A 17,641-nucleotide genomic window follows, 5' to 3' on the forward strand; every position below is an offset into this window, starting at 1 on the left:
GAGCGGGTTGTCTAGGCGGCGGGTCGGTCGGCGGCGATTTGGTCGGCGAGGGCGCGGGCGTTGCTGTGCGCCATGTGGAGGCGTTTGGCGATGGTGTTCGGCGTGCCACCAGTGGCGAGGATGAGCGCGGCTGCGATTCGCCGTTCGCGTGGCGTGAGGGCGACGGGGCGCTCGCCAGTTGCGGCGAGGTCGATCGCGACGGGGTCGATGACGCCGTCTTCGGGCAGCAGCCAGGCCGTTCGCCGCTGGGCCTTGTGCTGGCCGGTATCGCCGGGCTGGGTCATGATGGAGGTGCCTCCTTCGGTTTCGTGATCGGTTGGGGGCGGCGGTCCGGCGTCGTGCTTGGTGGCTGTGCGCCGGACCGCACTTACGTTTCTGCGGCCGGTCATCGGGGCCTGCGCGTACGGTCGCGATCGTGGGTGTGCTTGAGGTGGTTGTAGATGCGACGGCCGAGGCGGAGCTTGGCGCCGGTGCCCGCGCAGTGCGGGCAGGACCGCCAGGCGCGGCCGGTGGGTGAGACGAACCGACCGGTGCCGCCGCAGTGGCGGCAGGCGCGGAACGGCCAGATGACGCAGGCGGCGAGGTAACCGGCGCCCAGCACGAGAGCGAACACGAGCGCCGAGCCGGTTGACGAGCCGGTCGCGGTTGCGGTGATGAGGGTCATGGGTGTGCCTTTCCGGGCTGTTTTTGGGCGTGCGGGGTGGGGGCCGCTACCCGCGACCTGGGCTTATTGCCGCAGGTCGCGCGGGTAGCGGGCCGGGTAGCGTGCGCGCTACCGGTCGCGGGGCTGCCGCTACCGGTCGGCGCGGCGTTGGATGGCGGTGTTGATCGCGTCGGCTCGGGCGCCCTTGAGCGTGACGCCGTGGCGTTTCACATCGACGGACGGGACGCCGAACGCGCGTACCTGGGCCGAGATCGCATCAGCGGTCAGGTCGGCGTAGTGCTCGGGGTGAGCGTCGGCGAGCCGTGCGGCGATCTGCTGCCAGTGCAGGCCGCGCTCGCCGGGCTTGTAGATCCCTCGTACGTCGGCGAGTACGTCGCGGACCTCGCGGGTCACCTCTTCTCCGGCGGCCATGCCTGTCAGGGTTCGGGCGCGTTGGCGGTAGGCGCGTGCGGCGGTCAGGATCTTCTCGGCGTCCTGGGCGTCGGCCAGGTGGGTCCGTACGGTCGGTGTGGCGTCCGATGCGCCGCGCAGGATGCCGACGCCTTTGTAGTCAGGCAGCAGCGTCGAGGAGTCGTAGCCCTCGGAGTACGCGCCTGAGCCGAGCACGAGGTCAGACACCTGCCAAGAGCCGGTACGCAGTGAGAACCGGATCTGATGGTTGTCGCGGAAGGCGTTGAACTGCTGGGCGACCTGCCCGTTGCCGATGCCGCTCGGCTTCTGGGTGGCGCCAAGCACGATCACCCCGGCCGCGGGCGCGACCTTGACCAGGAACACCAGGAGCGCGGCGACTTCCTTGGTGGCGTCGGGGTCGGGTAGGTCGAAGTACTCCTGGAACTCATCGATCACCACGAGCCGGACCGGCATCCGGTACTTCGGGTCACGGGCGATCTCTCGCGTCAGCTTCCCTTCAGGGCACACGTCCACGGGGAGTTCGGACAGCCGCTGGTAGCGGTCCTGAACGTCGGCCTTGATCTCGCGGAGGGAGTCGATGAACAGTTCGACCGGATCGCCGTCGCGTGTCATGGCCAGGCCGAACGCGCACCGGTCGGCCACGAGCCGGAACTTGCGCCAGTCCGGGGAGCCTTTCCCGTCGAAGACTGACAGCTTTACGTACGGATCGAGCGCCGCGTACAGCGCCAGGGCTCGGGCCGAGAACGTCTTACCCTGCCGAGGCTGCGCGCCGACGAGAATCGAGTTCCACATCATCTCGACCGCGACGCGGTTGCCGCGCTCATCCAGGCCGAACGGCGCCGGTGCCCAGATGTCAGTCGGTTTACAGGCCAGCAGCGGCGTACGCCCTGCCGGGATGGCGAGCGGGTCACGGTCGGCAACCCACAGCACATGCCGACGATGTGAGGTCGGGTCGCGCGTGATGAACACCTGCGACAGCGACACGTCCAGCCCCGAGGCGATGGCTGGCTTGGCCTTGATCGCATCATCCAGGCCCTTGCCGTGCGGCAGATCGATCAGGACACGTGAGCCGTTGCCGTCGCGGGACATGGTCGACCCGAAGTGGACCTGCTGGCCGGGCTTGTCCGGGTCGCCGAGCTTGGCGGCGTAGTAGGCACGCAACACGATGTCCGGGTTGAGCTTGCGGAACCTCGGCGTCACGACCGCTGGCGAGATGATGCGGCGATCACTCGGCCGCCCGACGCGCGCCAGCGCGGGAGTGATCCCCGCCAGAACGGCGACCGTCAGCCACGCCGGACCGGTGGCGACCTCTCCGGTGGCCACGGCAACGCCGATGGCTTCGCCGAGGAGCACCAGGCCGCGCCACGCGCGGGTGGCCTTGACCTCGCGATGGAGCTTTATCCACATCTCCGGATCGTGACGGTCGGCGGCGCTCTGCCGTAGGCCGTACTGCTCGGTCACCCACCACCAGCGCAGGTGCCGCCCGAGCAGTCGGAACACGCCCACGCCCGCCCAGAAGCAGCCGAGCAACGCGTAGCGGGGCGCGCGTACGACGTGGTAGCCGGTCTGATGCGCCCACCGGCCCGCGGTGTGCTGGGCGGTCGCCTTGAGGGTCGACCAGCCACGCAGCTCGGCCGGGATGATCGGGTGCCGCCCGCCTACGGGCTCGGGCGCCTGGACGAGTACGGCGTCCGGCGTCGTCGGTTCCTCATCGAGCGTGACTTCGTAGTGGGTGTCCTGCTCGGGCTCAGTCCGCGCCGGACGGAGCGGGATCAGGTCCCCCATGGTGTCGCCGTCCTCGGCGGGCACGGCGTGGCGTGGGTTGGTCACTGGTCACCTTCCATCGGTGCCGTGGTGTCGTTCTCGTGCTTGAGGCGTGCCAGCAGGGCACCGACGCGTTCGTTGCCGGCGGTGGTGCCCGACTGGCGGAGTCCGATGGCGAGCCGGTCGCGGGTGAGTGGTTCGCCGCGTTCGTCCGCTTCGGCGGCGATGCGCCGTCCGGCGGGCATGAGGTCATCGACGTTCGGGACGGTCCGGCGCCTCGTCCTGGACCGCGTTCCCTTGCGCCGGGTGGACCGTCCACGCGGCGGAGTGGTCGTGGTCCGGGTGGACGGCTCGGGCTCCCGAACGGGCTCGGGCATGTCAGCGGCGGGCGTCAGCTCGCCGAGCTTGTACAGCGCCTTGATCCGGCGAGGCGCCTTCCAACGCCACGTGACCGGCCCGTACGTGTCCTTCAGATCGGTCAGCGCGAGGAGCCGGTCACGTTCGCGGACGAGCGCGGCCGGGTACGAGCGTGTCTCCCACAGCACCATCCGGCGCCACAGCCGTACGGTCGCCGAGGGCGCGAGCAGCCACCGAGACAACCGGATCGAATCCATGTGGGTACCGGCGGCCAGGCCAGCGCGCGTACGGACGACGTGTGCGGCGACCTCGACGGCGGCGACCCACAGCGCGGGCAAGGTCGCGTGCGCGACGACCCCGAACACCGACCTCTCGCCGGCGACGTTCAGATAGACGGTCGCGCCGGTCAACGACCACGGGATCAGCCGCAGCCACCGAAGCCGCATGTCGAGCCGGGCGAGCACGATGTCGAGCGCGGAGAACACCGCGATCCCGACGTCGATGCCGACGGGCACGGTGAACGCCAGCCGCCCGAACGAGTCGTGAGCAGCGGCGGCGACGCGGGCGAAGCTGTTGACGAACCCGAGCAGGCCCAGCGCGGCGACCAGGCCACCGACCACCGTGATGACGGTTTGTTCGTGTTCGGTGAGCGCTCGTACCTCGGCGGGCGCGAGTCCGCGCACGGGCGTCAGGTAGGGCGCGGTGTACGGCTCGGCCATGTCAGCGCCCCTCCTGCTGCTGTGTGATCGGCGGGACGTCGGGCATCGTGCTCGGTGGCTGTGCGCCAGAGGCGTACGAGCCGAGGCGGGAGGCGATAGGAGTGCCGTTGGCATGCATGACGGCCTCGGCGACGAGTTGGATGTTGCGGGAGTCCAGACCGCCGAGCATCGCCCGCAGGTTGACCGGTACTCCGGCCAGGCCGGCGGCGATGCGGAGTACGGCCGCCTCGCCGCGGGAGCAGGGCAGACCTCCCGCGTCCAGGACACGTACCGCGTTACTCCAGTCGATGAAGGCCGCGACCTGCTCGCCCTGAACGAAGGAGTCGGTCTGGACCGTGACGCACGTACGGATGAAGTCGCTGCGGTTCAACCAGGTGTCATGCTCGACCAGCAGGCCGACCGCGGCTTCATCGGAGTGGCAGCCCTGGGCACCGACGCGCAGCAGCGCGGCCAGTTCCGTGGCGGTGTAGGCCATGCTCACGCCACCTCCTCGAAGGCCTCGGCGAACTGCTCACGCTCCATACGCAACGCGTGGAGCTGAGCGATCTCGTCGGCCGTGAGACCGGCCCAGACTCCGCTGGCTGGCTTGGTCCGGATCGCGTACTCAAGGCACACGACCTGAACCGGACAGGTCGCGCAGATGTCCTTGGCGACGTCCTCGCGTGCGGCGCGGGCGTCCGGGTGCTCGAACCGGTCCTCAGGGTCCGGGCCGTCATGCAGCTCGGTGTCGAAGAGGCACTCGGCCCCGTCGAGACACTCGTCGCGCAGGTCCGGGGTGCTGAGCCTGCTCGGGTGATCGTTCACGTGGAACCTCCAGGTGAGCGGTGATCGGTTGGGAACGGCGGGTCCGGTGTGTGCTTGGTGGCTGTGCACCGGATCAGCCGACGTGCAGCGCGGAGGCGAACCGCGAGAGCGCCGTCGCGCCCTGCGAGATCAGTCCGCCGAGGTGGTTGACGAGCTGGGCGGCAGCGGCCGGGTTCTTGAACACGAAGACGACGACGATCGCGCCGACCACGTACCGGGGCCACTTCTTCGGCTGCGGGAACATCAGCGGCCCTCCTCAACTCGTTTGCTAGACAGGTAGTACATGTATAGGTAACGGCTCGGGGTCATCACCTGTCAAGTCCCTTCTCTCGGTGGTGTGTCGGCGTCCTCGGCCCGACACCCACCAGGTTGCTCGCCCCGCCGACCCGGCAGTAGATGACACGGGATGACAGCGGATGACTGTCATCCCCTTGTCATGTCACCGGTAAGCGGCAGAATGGCAGGCCGGTAGACATGTGCGACCTGTTCGGTGAGGAGTGCCGGTGACCCCGTTGCGAGCCGCGCGGGAACGCCAAGGGTGGACCAAGACCCAACTCGACGTCCGCCTACGCCGCGCCGCCCAAGCGCGCCGAGAGGCGCTCCCCGGACCAGAAAGCCTCTCCCGCCAAATCGCCCGATGGGAGAACGGCCACGTCCCCGTCAAAAGCCCCCTCTACCAGGAACTTTTCTGCGAGGTGTACGGCTGCTCACCGGTCGAGCTCGGCTTCGTAGAAGCACCCGAGGCACCCGAACAGGAGTCATTAGAAGACCTCGCCGCCGAGCTGACCCGCGCCTCAGCGGTCGACGCCGAGGTCGCCAAGCTCCTACAGGCCCAAACGGACGCCATCCGCCGGCTCGACGCCCTCCAAGGCGCCCAGCTCATCCGCGACCAGATGCGCGCCCACATCGCCCACATCGAAGAGCTGAACCGCCACGCCGTACGCCCCGGCGTCCGACGCATGCTCGCCAAAGTCCTCGCCGACGCCTCAGCACTCGCCGGATGGCAAGCCCTCGACGTCGGCACCCCACGCGAATCGTGGGAGCACTTCGAACGCGCCAAATCCGCAGCCCGCGAAGCCGAAGACCCCTCCCTACTGGCCTTCTCCACCGCGGAACAGGCTTACGTCCTGCTCGACCTAGGAGACGCCGCACAAGCCGGCGAGTTGGTCAACTACGCACGACACCAGGCCGCACGCGCCGTGCCCGCGCTGATGGAGTCCTGGCTCACGGCCGCACAGGGCGAGATGGCTACCGCCAGCGGGGATGCGACTGCCGCACGAGACCTTCTTGACCAAGCCGCCGATCTTCTGCCCGCCGAACCGGACGACCAACTGCCATACGTGGTGCTCGCCGAACCTCACCTGGCTCGATGGCGCGGCAACTGCCTCGCACGCTTGGGCGACGAAGACGCCATCGAAGAACTGACCAGAGGGCTCGCAGCCGTCACCGGAAACTACGCACGCGCGGAAGCTGGCGTCCGCATCGATCTCGCCACCGCGCTGCTGGTCCGCGGTGAACGCAGCCTGGCAGAAGAACACCTACGCGCCGCTCACACCATCGCTGGTCGCACTGGATCACTCCGACAGAAGCGCCGGGTAGAAAGCCTTGTCGTACGGATTCGAGCGGAACGCTCTGATCCGTAGCCGAAGGTGGCGCATGCCCGCTGCGCCGTGACCTTGTGCTGACGGTGCCCAGTGGCTGGGATCGTGTCGCGTTGGTGGTGGTCGCCGCTGTCGTCAGGCCTCATCCGTCGCGCAGCTCCTCCGCGCCGTACGAATGCGCCGGTGACACAATCCTGTTATGGGCGAGTACGTACGCGATGTGCTGACCGACCGCGATGCGTTGCTCAAGGTTCTCAACGATGAATCCGTCATCGGCGCAGCGGCCTGAACCGGTCTTGCTCAGAGCTACTGGTGTGCTCGCCAATCCCTAACGAGAGGTCCAGTTGTACGGACGGGCACGGGACACAACCCCCCAGGCGGCCCGCCCCTGCCCCGACAGCAACGCAACAAGCACCAGTCTCGGACAAAGAGGTCTCACGAACCCTGCACCGGAAGTAGGCATCCCACAGCGCCACCCACGAGACAGGAACGCAACCGCCCCACCGCCATTAGCACCGGAAGCCGCGCAGCAGTGATCGCCCCCTACCCCGCACCCACCTTTGCCTCACCGGGGACGATAGTGAGGCCTGTACCGGCGATCGTATCGTGGACCTAGGAAGGAGGCGATAACAGCTACTCTCGAAAGAGCGAAAGAGTAGAGCCTGCCATTCTCCTAATGTTCCTCGAACTATGTGTATCCCTCAACGCAATAATCTCTTCTTCACACCATAGCCCTTCCGTAATTTGACCTGCCGCATGGGCGTCGACGATACCCCTCAGGGCTCCCATAGCGCTTGCGATACCAGGCTCCCGCAGAGATGCTAGAACACGATCAGCGATGGACTTTGAGAGCGTTACAGATTGAGGGACACTCAAAAAAGCCAAACTTCTAATGGCTTTATGTCTGACCGACCCATCACGGTCATAAGATGCTTGAAGGAGGAGAATTATTGGCCACTCAAGTTGAGGATCAACTCTGGATGCCAGGAAGCAACTTTGAACAGTTTCCATCCGAACTGCCCTACTCTCAGAGCTGACGTCGCTAAGCACCTCCGACTGCACAGAACTTGGATTAGATAGTCCGTAAGCGAGCTGGAAATTGCGGACCACCGCTTTATATTGAGTAGCAGGAACATCAAGAAATGGGTTTCTGTCTAGCGTTTCTTCCGGAATCGGACTCTCCTGGAAGAGTTCGTGGATTTCCGGCGGCAGAACAGCCGGCGTTAGTCGATCGAGCGACGCCTGTAGTAGCTCTACTTTGCTCTCTGAAGATACAAGCGGATGGGCTAGTAGCGCATGGACCGCCGGCCACAGCTCCACAGTGGAGAACTTTGCTATCAACAAACCGCACAGGGTGAATGGCGACCATCCATAGCCCGTGAAATGTCCTCGCTCAGCCTCAACTCTGACTTGCTCCAGCATCTGCTCGATAATAAGGACAGACTTCGCCACATCTTGCGCCGACGGAGGCTCACCCAGAAACCCTGCGATTAGAGCCGCCACAAACTGCAACCCCTGCAGATTACTCCTGATCTCCTCAGGCACTTCAATTTTCAGAGCGGCGTAGACTCGAACACGATCAATCGCCAGTACATCGCTCTGCATACTGTTGGCCAGCTCAAGCCATTGGGACTTTTCGCTATCAGATACACCTTGCCATTCAATATCGGACATTAGATTTGCTAGCGCCTTATATACGAACTGGTCGCCGCCGGCCAAAGATCCGCAAAGGTTCAGAATTTGGCTTATAACCTCACTAGGACTAGCGTCCTGATCTTCTCGGATGAGAGAGTCAATGAATCGAAGCGAAGTCTCGACTATTTTCCACGGAGCAGAATGCGACCCTTTAACGCGCCCATCCCGCTCTTGGGTGGCGTAAGAGTCGACGAGAGCCAGCGCATCTCGCGTCGTCGCTACTGGTAGAAGGTCTGCGGCTTTCTCCAGGAGCAAAAGGTCAGCGAAGGTCACATATTGACTTTTCTTGCGAACCTCAATTAGTTTCTCGGCGGCTTCTGCAATGACTTGAAGCGGTCCTTCCTCGCGCACGTGCTGCAGAAGGCGCTGTAGTTGATCCGTTGCGTCCCCTTGCCGCAATAGTCGGATCGCCTCTGCAACCCAGGTGTCGTCACCGTGCCCTCTCGCCATGCGCACTGAGAAGACTTCACCCAAGAGCTTCCTCGTCTGATGAACACCGGCCAGGTCACCAGTGAGCTCCGAATTTAGCAGCGACGCATAGAGTAGTCTGAGCGCTTCGTGCTCTCCACTCAAGGTGCGCCTTCGTCGTGAAGAGTGGTAGTCGCCTTCGAACACCTCACCAACAACTTTTACCAGGGAGCGCAGGACCTCTCTAGTCGGCCGAACTGACGCGGCAGGGAAAGGTGCGCGTACCAGCTCAGTCCACGAATTGGCGAAAGGATCTCCGGTCGTGACGAGCAACGCAAGGGCGTTACCGTCAAGAACTTCAACAAGGCGCCTTTGTGTCTCGGCGGCCGACCAGCTAATTCCACGCGATACCTTGAAGTCATCCCACGAGTCGTTAGTAGAACCGAGAAGGCGACGCACCTCTGTCGCATAATCGCGGACTGCGTCAGCATCCCCGATTTCATATTTTCGAAGCGCACATTGCTGTAGTAGTGCGGCAGCTATAAGTGCGCGAGATCCTTGAGATCCTACATCGCTTTCTGTTACAGAATTAGCGAGGTTTGCCAATAGCGACGTATGCTCACTTGGTATATCAAGGTCGCTGTCTGTAGTCGCGACCAGCAAAGCAGCAGCAGCTCGCTGGCCATAGGAGAGGTCATCACGTCCAATAATCACAGATAGATCGCGCATGCCCTCATGAAGGGTATCGGATTGCAACACCCGTCTAGCAGCTTCCAATACGGGGTCACTAGACACCGCTATCCCGCTTGAGCCTCGCTCATCCTTGCTCTGATCAGCATAAACGTCATAATCGGAAATCTGAAAACGTATGATTAGGGCCAGCAACTCAGCACCATACGCTTGCTCGGCTCTAAAATTGGGGTGTGGTGCTATATCGCTCGGAGATAGACATGCTGCTACCCACTCGACTTCTAGCGCGTCAGCGTAGGACATGAGCTACTCCTGCACTTCATATGATTCAGAGCTGCTGCTGGGGAGTGCAAGCCGATTATAATATTCTCTCAATGCATTCTCGATGTGGAGAGAGACACTCTCGCTGAAGTTGTCTACCGTTATGGATATAATGAATTTATTTTGGTCGATATCGTAGTCAGTTGCTCTCAACAAGCGACGCCCGTCCTCGTCTTCGACCATCGGATCCGACCGATCGACTGCCGCAAGGATCAAACGTGCTGAAGGAAACTCGTTCTTGACTTTCCTCAACCTCGCCGTAATTCGTCTCGTAATAAGAGGGTATTGCGCACAGAGGAAGACTACTACGACAGCCACTACTAGTTCCGGGGGCAGCGAGACACTTCCGAACTGGAAGCATAGTGCCTTACGGGTTCCGGCCTCAGAAGCGACATGGATCTTTTCCTCCCAGCGCCCGCTATCTACAAAAGGGAGAACACTGTATAGAACAACCGGCTTCTGGGTCGGCTGCAGTTCGATCGGGTCTCTATCGCGATCTTCGTTGGCGGTAAGGCTAACGTTTTCGAGAGCTTGGCCTTGAACTACCTGCACCGTGGTCGGAGCGTTAATGGTGGAATGATTCAGAGTTACGCTGGGGAGTGACTCCTGCGGTTCAGCTTTCTTCGGTTGAGGAACATCCACCGAGCGGCTTTCGGCATAATAGGCCAAACTCAATATGGCAATTGAAACGCCAATTGCGATCCATGGGTGCTTTCTGATGTAATCAAGCAGCCACGGCCACCGCGCCTGTGAAGACGCCACGTTTTCGGCCAACGATGCAACCGGGCCAGCCAACAAAGTGGTCGCTAAGATCGCACGTATTACCCATTTTCGTTTCATGCGTATGCCGAACTACCGCCGGCCAAGGCGATCCGCGCACTTTTGCTGCGCATATGCATCACAGCGGACCCGCCTAGAGGTCCCATAGTATTGGACATATCGCCCGGTTCGTTTTTAAGTATTGCCGACAGGGGAAGTTCAGGCTGAAATGTGACGTGGCTAGCTTATCAGCGGACGAACGTCAAGTGGCGAAAACGCCGGATCTGGTGCGCGCCGCACTAGCGATTCGGCGCGCCGGGACCGGCCCGGAGAGGCCGCACGCTCGGTGCGCCGAAGCGCACGGTGTGAAGGCGATCCGTGCAGCGGGGCTTTCTTGAACCGGTAGGGAATGCTGTCACCGATCGATACAGGCCTTGTGGACTGGCTCAAACTTCTCTCGCGTGCTCAAGGACGACGCGCCCTTTGCCATGGACTACCTCGATGAGGCCTCGACCGTCGAGTTCGCCGAGTGCCGAGCGGATCGTGTTGCGTGATGCTTGGAACTGCTCGGCGAGTTGAGCTTCGCCGGGTAGTTGCGAGCCTGGCGGGTACTCGCCGGCTTCGATGGCCGCGATGAGTTGGGCGGCGATGCGTCGGTAGCGAGGAGTCTTGTCTGCCTGCTCCGCGGTACGGACGACTCTGCCAACGCCGGGCAGTGTGTCCACCAGGCCGTCAGCCTCAAGTTGCTTGAGTGCCTCGCGGACGGTGCCGCGGGCGACGCCGAACTCCGTGGAAACGTTCGCCTCGGAGGGGAACTTGTCGCCTGGCGCGAGGTCGCCGGCGCGGATGCGGTCGCGGAGGACAGCGGCGATCTTCAGGTAGACGGCGTCGCTGCTCTTAGGCCTGGCCACGGGCTTCCCTTCGGCGGTGTGAAGAACAGGGTAGAGGGCGGCGTGCCCGAGCCGATGTGGTGACGGGCGCCTGTGATGAGATCGGTCCGCAGGGCAGCGGCGTAAGCCCGCATCGGTTAACACCTGCGTGTTAACCACCGGGGCGAATCGGCCCTCGTGAGTGATGCTGAACCCGTGACATGGGAAGACGACGACGCCTGCGAGATGACGCCGCTCCGGCGGACGCGTGCTGAGTTCGGGTGGAAGGTGCCTCGCCTCATCGCGACCCTTCGACAGTGCGCCGCCCAGGTCGGCATGAAGCTCGGCAGCGACAAGAGCCTGAAGACCACGATCTCCCGGCACGAGAACGGGCGTGTCATTCCGGGTGAGGATTGGCGGAAGCTCTACCGCCTCGCCTACGGCCGTACCGACGAAGAGCTCGGCTTCCTCGACACGGCCCCCACGGCGTCGAGCCCGGCTGACGATCTGCGGCATCGCATTGCGACTGCGCGGCGGGTGGATATGGAGCTGATACGGCAGATGCAGCAGCAGGTCCATCACATCCGGCTGCTGGATCGCCGTCTCGGCGCTCCGTCGTTGCTAGAGCAGACTCGTACGGTCATCACGACGTTGACGGAGCTGGTGACCTACAGTCTCCGGCCATCCGTACGTGCGGCGCTGTCGGCGGTCCTATCCGACGCTGGCGCTCTCGCTGCGTGGCAGGCGCTCGACGTCGGTGCCGTACGGCAGGCTTGGGGGCACTACGAGATCGCCAAGACCGCTGCACGTGAGGCCGACTCTCCCGTGCTGCTCGCGCATGCCATGGGCGAGCAGGTGTACACCCTTCACGATCTGGGGCGGCTCACCGACGCCCTCAGCCTCGTACGGGCAGCGCGGACCCTCGCGAGCCGGACCGGTCCGCGACTGCTGCTGTCGTGGCTCGATGCCGTTGAGGCCGAGACCCAGGCCGCTCTCGCCGACGAGCAGTGCCGCCGGACGCTTGACCGTTCAGCGGCCCTCCTGCCGGTGGACGCGCACGATCCGGCGTTACCGTTCATTGCGCTGGACGAGGTTCACCACGCGCGCTGGCGCGGGCACTGTCTCGCCCAGCTCGGCGACACCGACGCGATCGACTACTTGACCGACGCGCTCGGGCAGATGGACACCACGTTCGTACGGGCTGCCGCCGGCCTCCGTTGCGACCTGGCCCAAGCGTTCGCCACCCGTGGCGAGCTAGACGAGGCCAGGAAGCACCTGATCAGTGCTCGCCTGCTGGCCAATCAGGTGGGGTCGGTACGTCAGCGGAGGCGTATCGCGAGCATCGGGCTCGCCGCCTAAGCGCCGGCCTTTTGGCCGCGCTGGGCGAGGAGGTACAGCAGGCCCACGAGAGAGCCGGAACCGAGTACCTCGCCCTTGCTGATGAGGTCGAACACCCTGCTCATCGGTACCCACTCGATGCGTGCGGCCTCTTCCAGGTCGGTCGGCTCGCCGACCAGCTCGGCGCCCCGGCCAGCGTAGATCTCGTGCGGGGTGTCCACCATGCCGACCATGGGCTGGAAGCTGAGCACGTGTTCCAGCGGTGCCGGCTGCCAGCCGGTCTCCTCGCGTACCTCGCGAGCGGCGGTCGCGGCGCCGTCCTCGCCCTTGTCGATGATCCCGCCGGGCAACTCCCAGCCCCAGGAGTCGTCCACGAAGCGGTGGCGCCACATCATGAGCACTTCGTCCGCTTCGTTCAGCACCAGGGCGATGGCGACGCGCTGAAGCCGTACGACGTGGTACTCGAACCGGTTGCCGTCCGGCGGTTCGATGTCGACTAGGGTCAACCGGACCCACGGGTTGTCGTAGATCGTCCGCTCGCCGAAGACCTTGGTCCGCAGCTCTTCCGGGCGCTCGTCAGTGCTCACTCTTGGACCGTACCGGGCTTGTGCTACATGTCCACCGTTGACCCGTCACGGCGTTCGTAGTACCGCCCCATGTCGCGCCACTTGGCCAGGATCAGCGGGACCTCGGCCGTGCCGCGTGTTTCCTCCTGCTGGAAGCACTCCACCTTCAGCGAGCTGATCTGGTCCTCGGCGGCCGGCTCGGCGCCGACCAGGTCGCACAGCGACTCGTACCGGTCGCGGCTCAGGCCGTGGAAGCCGGGCATCGCGTTCAGGTCACGTTCGAATTCCTTGCGCTGACGACGCTCCTCCGCCCGGATCGCCGCACCACGTTCGTCGGCCAGTCTCGTGGTGACGATCGTTTCCGCGTCGTAGTCGGGCGCCTGAAAACTCCTGTACTCCAGGCTCAGGCACACGCTGTCCGGCAGCCGGAGAACCCCCACCTCGGCACACGCCCGCTCGTACCGCTCGCGGGTGAACTCGGCTGGCCCGCGCGTGTCCGCCTCACGCACGCTGCCGCGGGCGCGGTCCATCGCGGCGCGGACGTTGAGGGTCGTCAAGCACACCGTACGGGCCAGCTCGGGCGTTGGCTGTGCCCAGCCGAACCGCTCGGCCGGCTCGGTGCGGCTCTTGGCCTCGAAGCGGCCCTGAGCGTTCTCAACGATTTCGATGTCGTCGGGAAGTTCTCGATACGGCAGATCCACGAGCATGAAGCGTAGAAGCCTCAGGCCTCGGCAAGGCGGGTTTCGTGGGCCCAGATTTCCGCGACCTCAGATCTGAGGTCGCGGTGCACGTGGCCGGAGAACGGTCCGCCTGAGCAGGATCCTCCGCATCGCGCCGTAACTGCAGTCGAACTTCTCAGCGACCTGGCGAATGCTCCATCCCTGGTCGTACAGGCGGGCGGCGTCGATCTCAAGTTGGTCCCGCTCCGGGTCATGGACAGTCTTCCTGGTCACGGCGTCTCGGACGTCGGCCCAGCGGAAGCGGCGATGCCCCCCAGGCGTCTTCACTGCGGCCGGCAGCTTTCCATCACGCGCCCACGCCGCGACCTGCGTGACTGAAACGCCCAGCAGGCGGGCCACTTCGTAGGGCTTAAGCAGGCCGTCATCAGGGAGGTTTGAAGGGGAGAGGGGCATAGCGCGCCAACCTGTTCAGCGAAGAGGAAGGAATGGGACGAGGGGGTTCGTGAGGGGACGCCGCTCACCGGTGAGTCTTCGGCGTCCCCTCACCAGGAGCGCCCAAGGGGGGACGTACGGGCGATCTCCTGCGCCGCTGCGGTCGCGGTCAGACGCCGGGGGCGACCGGGCGGACGTTTAAACGATCTGCAACCGAATAAGGGCTTCGCGCTCCTCGTCGGTCACTTTCTCGCCGGTACGGGTGATCACGGCGTGCGCGGTCTTGCCCTGGGCAGAAGGGACGAACCACAGCAGACCCAGTTGACCGACGATCGGCACACCACGGCCCGACAGCAACAGGTCATCGTCTCCGGGCTGTGTCGTCTCCGGGACGGTGCAGTCTGGGTCGGTGACGCACAGGTGTGTCCACCTCGGACGTACGACCAGCCGGACCGACAGCCGCCCCTCACCGACCGCGTGACAGATGGCGTTGGTAACCAGCTCAGAGACGGCCAGCACCACATCGTCAACGTGATCGGCATCGATCCTTGCGACCTCGGCCAGCACACTCTCCGCGTAACTGCGGGCCACCTTGACCGGGTTCGCCGACTCGGCCGGCAACGGCTGTCGGGCGGGGTCCTCCACCGAGCCGAGGACGAGTTCGCCGTCCTGCTCCACCTGGCCAGACTCCAAGCCGGTACGCGTCTCCGTCACAGCGCTCACCCCAATCGAAGGACCACAGCACGCGCGAGACGCCGCGATCCTCTTTCGCCGGGGACGGTGGGGGGTGAGTCTGATCCCATGACGTACCTGCTCCCTGTGCCGATTCAGTGGACATGTGGTGCCGCGTTGGAGATAGAACCGGCTGGAAGACAGCGCGCGTAAGCCCGCATCGGTTAACACGCTCGCGTTGACTGTTCGGACAAACCGGAGCCGAGACGGCCCAGGGGCCTGCTCGGCGCATCACACCGCTCGTTGACATCGGCGTGATCCTGAGCAGCACGACGACAATCCATGGCTCACCCAGCTTCTCTTATGAAGCCATCCACGAGATCTCTTATGGCGTTGAGCCAGGCGATACGGTCCGCGTAGCGAGAGGTCATCCCCACGCAAACACGATCAAGCGCAGAGCTCGCGCGGTAGCCCTGCTCGGTGAGGTAATCCTGATTGCCCAGCACGAGGGCGACGGCAAGCCGCTCTTTGCTCGGCCACTCCGGGGACGGGAAGCCTTGGTTGTGCTCCCTCGCCCAGCGGACCTGGGCGGTCAAACCGCGTGCGAACTCGATCTCAACGCCGGTCACATGGACGATACTCATGGTCTCCTCCTAACTTCGCTGCTGAGATATGACCGGCTGACAGGGACTGCACGTAAGCCCGCACCGGTTAACGCGACGGTGTTGTCCGATGGGAAGAGATCGGGCCTGGCCCATGTGGCTGACCGTGCGTGACGTAACAAGACGCTTATCCGGTACGGGTACGTGTCGCACAGGGTGCTGATGCCAAAGAGGTCACTGGTGCGAGTTCGTCGTCCGGTTGCGGCCAGTAAGTCTGTAATGCCTACTTAGCGCCTTCACCGCTGGTCATTGTCGACGGACGATGCGTTTCTCTGCTGCTCGTACTTCACGGAGGGCGCATGACGAAGCGAAGTGGTCACAGCAAGAACTGCGAGCAGGCAGGGAAGCCGCCGTGTGCTTGCCGATGCGGGGGAGCCGAGCATGGTTGGCAGGAGGCGCTGGCCATCGCCGCCGCGTCTTCCGAACGCGAACTAGTCAGGTTTGAGCGGGAGGCCGACCAAGCCTGGAAGCCGCCCGAGCGCGGGCGCACCGGCCAGCGCAGGAACTGGCCGCAGACTTCGGCTGGGCAGCAGGCGGCGATCAAGATTTTCATCGCTGGCGTTATCCGGTGGCTGCGCCGCGACCCGAACCTTCGCGAAGCGACCGAGCAACTTGGTGAGCCATTTCGTATCTCCCGCGACATCGATCCAGACAACCCGCGTCGACGCCCCACGGCTGAGGAGGAGGAACGGTTCGTCGAGGGGCACGTAATCCCAGGACTGCGCAAGAAGTTCGGTGACCAGCGCATCAACGACTTCCAGAAAGAGGCTGGTAAGGCTCACTTTTGGTGCGAATTGCTGGCGCAGACCGCTCATGCCCTTGACGAGTTCCGCGGTCAATACAACCGGGCGAAGAAGGCGGTCGTTGCGGCGCTGACCGGCAACGGTGGGCAGCACCCGGATGGATGGGCCTTGCTCCTGCCGTACCAAGACGTGATCGAACGGGCGGTAGAGCTAGTTTTCAAGCACCTGCCGAGAGTCGCGACCGGCGGCATCTCTGTCGAGGGCGCTTTCCGCTTGATCTGGCCGGCCCGCGTCCTCGCCGTGCTGATGTGTCGAGAACCCCGCCGCCACCGAGCTGTCCGCGAATACTGCGTCAAGCCGATCGTCAACTACGGGACGGCGCAGATCAAGGAGGACGTTAAAAAACGCCTCCGACTGGCGTTCGACTGGCCTGAGTCGCCTACATCGTACGACGATGCCGATGAAGTGGCCTAGCAGTGTGAGCGGGCCCGGCGGATCATGGCGTGTGCGAGCCCGCCCTGCCGGTGAGGCCGCCCAGCATGCGACAGGGGCTCGCTAGTACGTTCGAGCCGAGCCCCGTCATCGGAAGGGAGGGAAACTTTGGAATACGCCGAGCGCCAATGCCGCTAAGTTGAGCTTCCGGCTTGATGATCTCGATCTTTGCTGGGGGGCGCTTGATTCTGGTATCGCTGGCTCGCTTTGCGTGGTGATTGTTATGTCGGCCGCATTTCACGAGACGAGGATAAGTGCGGTCGCGCTGCGGCGGGTTGGGTGTGCTTGGTGATCGTCCACCCGTTCCGGTTCGGGTAAGCGGGGGGTTCCCCAAGCCGAACCGCACCAGGTCAAACCTCAATTGATGGCCGCCGAATATTGCTCATTCTCTCCTGTGGCTAATGAGGTCGCACAGATTTCTCTAGGTCGCTAAGTGTGTTGCCGATAAGGGCCAATGCGACCAGAATGCCGAACGCTTTTCCGGAGTCGATGCAGACGGTGCGGATCCATTTTGGTTCTTTCGCTTCGTCCTTCCATACGCCGAATCTGAATGCATTCCAGGAGACGATGAATGCTGCCGCCGCGTTATATTGCTCCATAGTTTGCGACGCGCCACTGACGGTTATCGACGCGCCAACTGCTATCAGGCCAACAGCGTAGGCGATAAGGGACGTTCTCGTAGCGATGATCACCCTCGGCATTCGCTCCGCTACACCCAGCGGTGTTTCGTCGGACCTTTTAATGATATCTTGAAGTCGCAGATTTCGGATACTGTCAGCTCCCTGCTTCCATCTCCGCCTCAACTCGCTAGGCAAGAGACCAGGAATGACATCCCGGGGACGCCTGGCTATTCCCTTATAGAACAACAGTGTCTCTCTATTAGAGATCAATCGGACGAACCCGGCTCCGCGAATATCGGAGCGTTCCACGATCTTGCCGCCCCGGAGTCGCGCTTGCCAACGCTGTAACCTAGGGTCGCAGACATGACCATCGG

General features: G+C 63.8%; 19 protein-coding genes. 3 read left to right on the plus strand and 16 right to left on the minus strand.

Annotated elements, in window-relative coordinates; all coding sequences use genetic code 11:
- Positions 1 to 11: 11 nt before the first annotated feature.
- The 7 genes from OG417_RS04955 to OG417_RS04985 form a co-directional block, all read right to left on the minus strand.
- Positions 12 to 284: a hypothetical protein gene (locus tag OG417_RS04955; RefSeq protein WP_329250388.1), complete on the minus strand. Its 273-nt coding sequence runs from the start codon at positions 282 to 284 to the stop codon at positions 12 to 14.
- A 101-nt stretch (positions 285 to 385) separates the two neighbouring features.
- Entirely contained in the window at positions 386 to 664 is a 279-nt protein-coding gene (locus OG417_RS04960) for a hypothetical protein (protein ID WP_329250391.1), read from the minus strand.
- A 129-nt stretch (positions 665 to 793) separates the two neighbouring features.
- Entirely contained in the window at positions 794 to 2,905 is a 2,112-nt protein-coding gene (locus OG417_RS04965; RefSeq protein WP_329250394.1) for a hypothetical protein, read from the minus strand.
- A complete protein-coding gene (locus tag OG417_RS04970; RefSeq protein ID WP_329250395.1) occupies positions 2,902 to 3,915 on the minus strand; it encodes a DUF2637 domain-containing protein in 1,014 nt (337 codons plus the stop codon). Before OG417_RS04970 ends, OG417_RS04965 begins: the two co-directional genes overlap by 4 nt.
- A gap of 1 nt (position 3,916) precedes the next feature.
- Positions 3,917 to 4,396 carry a hypothetical protein gene (locus tag OG417_RS04975; protein WP_329250398.1) on the minus strand — a complete coding sequence of 160 codons (480 nt, stop codon included), beginning with the start codon at positions 4,394 to 4,396 and terminating at the stop codon, positions 3,917 to 3,919.
- Positions 4,393 to 4,719, minus strand: a complete 327-nt coding sequence (locus OG417_RS04980; RefSeq protein WP_329250402.1) for a WhiB family transcriptional regulator — start codon at positions 4,717 to 4,719, stop codon at positions 4,393 to 4,395. The genes OG417_RS04975 and OG417_RS04980 overlap by 4 nt, the downstream gene beginning before the upstream one ends.
- Before the next feature lie 73 nt (positions 4,720 to 4,792).
- Positions 4,793 to 4,963, minus strand: coding sequence for a hypothetical protein (locus tag OG417_RS04985; protein WP_329250405.1), 171 nt, complete (start codon positions 4,961 to 4,963; stop codon positions 4,793 to 4,795).
- A 259-nt stretch (positions 4,964 to 5,222) separates the two neighbouring features.
- Between OG417_RS04985 and OG417_RS04990 the strand changes: the two genes are divergently transcribed.
- Positions 5,223 to 6,362 carry an XRE family transcriptional regulator gene (locus OG417_RS04990; protein ID WP_329250407.1) on the plus strand — a complete coding sequence of 380 codons (1,140 nt, stop codon included), beginning with the start codon at positions 5,223 to 5,225 and terminating at the stop codon, positions 6,360 to 6,362.
- A 591-nt stretch (positions 6,363 to 6,953) separates the two neighbouring features.
- On the opposite strand, the gene OG417_RS04995 is transcribed toward OG417_RS04990, so the two are convergent.
- The 3 genes from OG417_RS04995 to OG417_RS05005 all read right to left on the minus strand — a co-directional run bounded on the left by OG417_RS04995 (position 6,954) and on the right by OG417_RS05005 (position 11,104).
- Positions 6,954 to 9,416 carry a hypothetical protein gene (locus tag OG417_RS04995; protein ID WP_329250410.1) on the minus strand — a complete coding sequence of 821 codons (2,463 nt, stop codon included), beginning with the start codon at positions 9,414 to 9,416 and terminating at the stop codon, positions 6,954 to 6,956.
- A gap of 3 nt (positions 9,417 to 9,419) precedes the next feature.
- Positions 9,420 to 10,274, minus strand: coding sequence for a hypothetical protein (locus OG417_RS05000; RefSeq protein WP_329250413.1), 855 nt, complete (start codon positions 10,272 to 10,274; stop codon positions 9,420 to 9,422).
- 365 nt (positions 10,275 to 10,639) lie between these two features.
- The gene (locus OG417_RS05005) at positions 10,640 to 11,104 is read right to left on the minus strand and encodes a GntR family transcriptional regulator (protein ID WP_329250415.1); all 465 of its coding nucleotides are present in this window, start codon (positions 11,102 to 11,104) and stop codon (positions 10,640 to 10,642) included.
- 174 nt (positions 11,105 to 11,278) lie between these two features.
- Here OG417_RS05005 and OG417_RS05010 point away from each other — a divergent pair, with 174 nt between their 5' ends.
- The gene (locus OG417_RS05010; RefSeq protein ID WP_329250418.1) at positions 11,279 to 12,421 is read left to right on the plus strand and encodes an XRE family transcriptional regulator; all 1,143 of its coding nucleotides are present in this window, start codon (positions 11,279 to 11,281) and stop codon (positions 12,419 to 12,421) included.
- Here OG417_RS05010 and OG417_RS05015 read toward each other — a convergent pair.
- The 5 genes from OG417_RS05015 to OG417_RS05030 all read right to left on the minus strand — a co-directional run bounded on the left by OG417_RS05015 (position 12,418) and on the right by OG417_RS05030 (position 15,394).
- Positions 12,418 to 12,987 (minus strand): NUDIX hydrolase, encoded by a 570-nt coding sequence (locus tag OG417_RS05015; RefSeq protein WP_329250422.1) that lies wholly within the window; start codon positions 12,985 to 12,987, stop codon positions 12,418 to 12,420. The genes OG417_RS05010 and OG417_RS05015 overlap by 4 nt on opposite strands.
- 23 nt (positions 12,988 to 13,010) lie before the next feature.
- Positions 13,011 to 13,667, minus strand: coding sequence for a hypothetical protein (locus OG417_RS05020; RefSeq protein ID WP_329250425.1), 657 nt, complete (start codon positions 13,665 to 13,667; stop codon positions 13,011 to 13,013).
- Positions 13,668 to 13,733: 66 nt separating this feature from the next.
- On the minus strand, positions 13,734 to 14,099 hold the full coding sequence (locus OG417_RS54215) for a helix-turn-helix domain-containing protein (RefSeq protein WP_442875657.1): 366 nt from the start codon (positions 14,097 to 14,099) through the stop codon (positions 13,734 to 13,736).
- A gap of 177 nt (positions 14,100 to 14,276) precedes the next feature.
- Positions 14,277 to 14,792 (minus strand): ATP-binding protein, encoded by a 516-nt coding sequence (locus OG417_RS05025; protein ID WP_329250427.1) that lies wholly within the window; start codon positions 14,790 to 14,792, stop codon positions 14,277 to 14,279.
- 305 nt (positions 14,793 to 15,097) lie between these two features.
- Positions 15,098 to 15,394 carry a hypothetical protein gene (locus OG417_RS05030; protein ID WP_329250430.1) on the minus strand — a complete coding sequence of 99 codons (297 nt, stop codon included), beginning with the start codon at positions 15,392 to 15,394 and terminating at the stop codon, positions 15,098 to 15,100.
- A gap of 317 nt (positions 15,395 to 15,711) precedes the next feature.
- Between OG417_RS05030 and OG417_RS05035 the strand changes: the two genes are divergently transcribed.
- Positions 15,712 to 16,629, plus strand: a complete 918-nt coding sequence (locus OG417_RS05035) for a hypothetical protein (RefSeq protein ID WP_329250432.1) — start codon at positions 15,712 to 15,714, stop codon at positions 16,627 to 16,629.
- Between the two features lie 416 nt (positions 16,630 to 17,045).
- Here the strand turns inward: OG417_RS05035 and OG417_RS05040 are convergent, their stop codons facing one another.
- Positions 17,046 to 17,339 (minus strand): hypothetical protein, encoded by a 294-nt coding sequence (locus OG417_RS05040; protein ID WP_329250436.1) that lies wholly within the window; start codon positions 17,337 to 17,339, stop codon positions 17,046 to 17,048.
- Positions 17,340 to 17,641: the final 302 nt, after the last annotated feature.

Source organism: Actinoallomurus sp. NBC_01490 (assembly GCF_036227085.1).
Lineage (GTDB): Bacteria > Actinomycetota > Actinomycetes > Streptosporangiales > Streptosporangiaceae > Actinoallomurus > Actinoallomurus oryzae.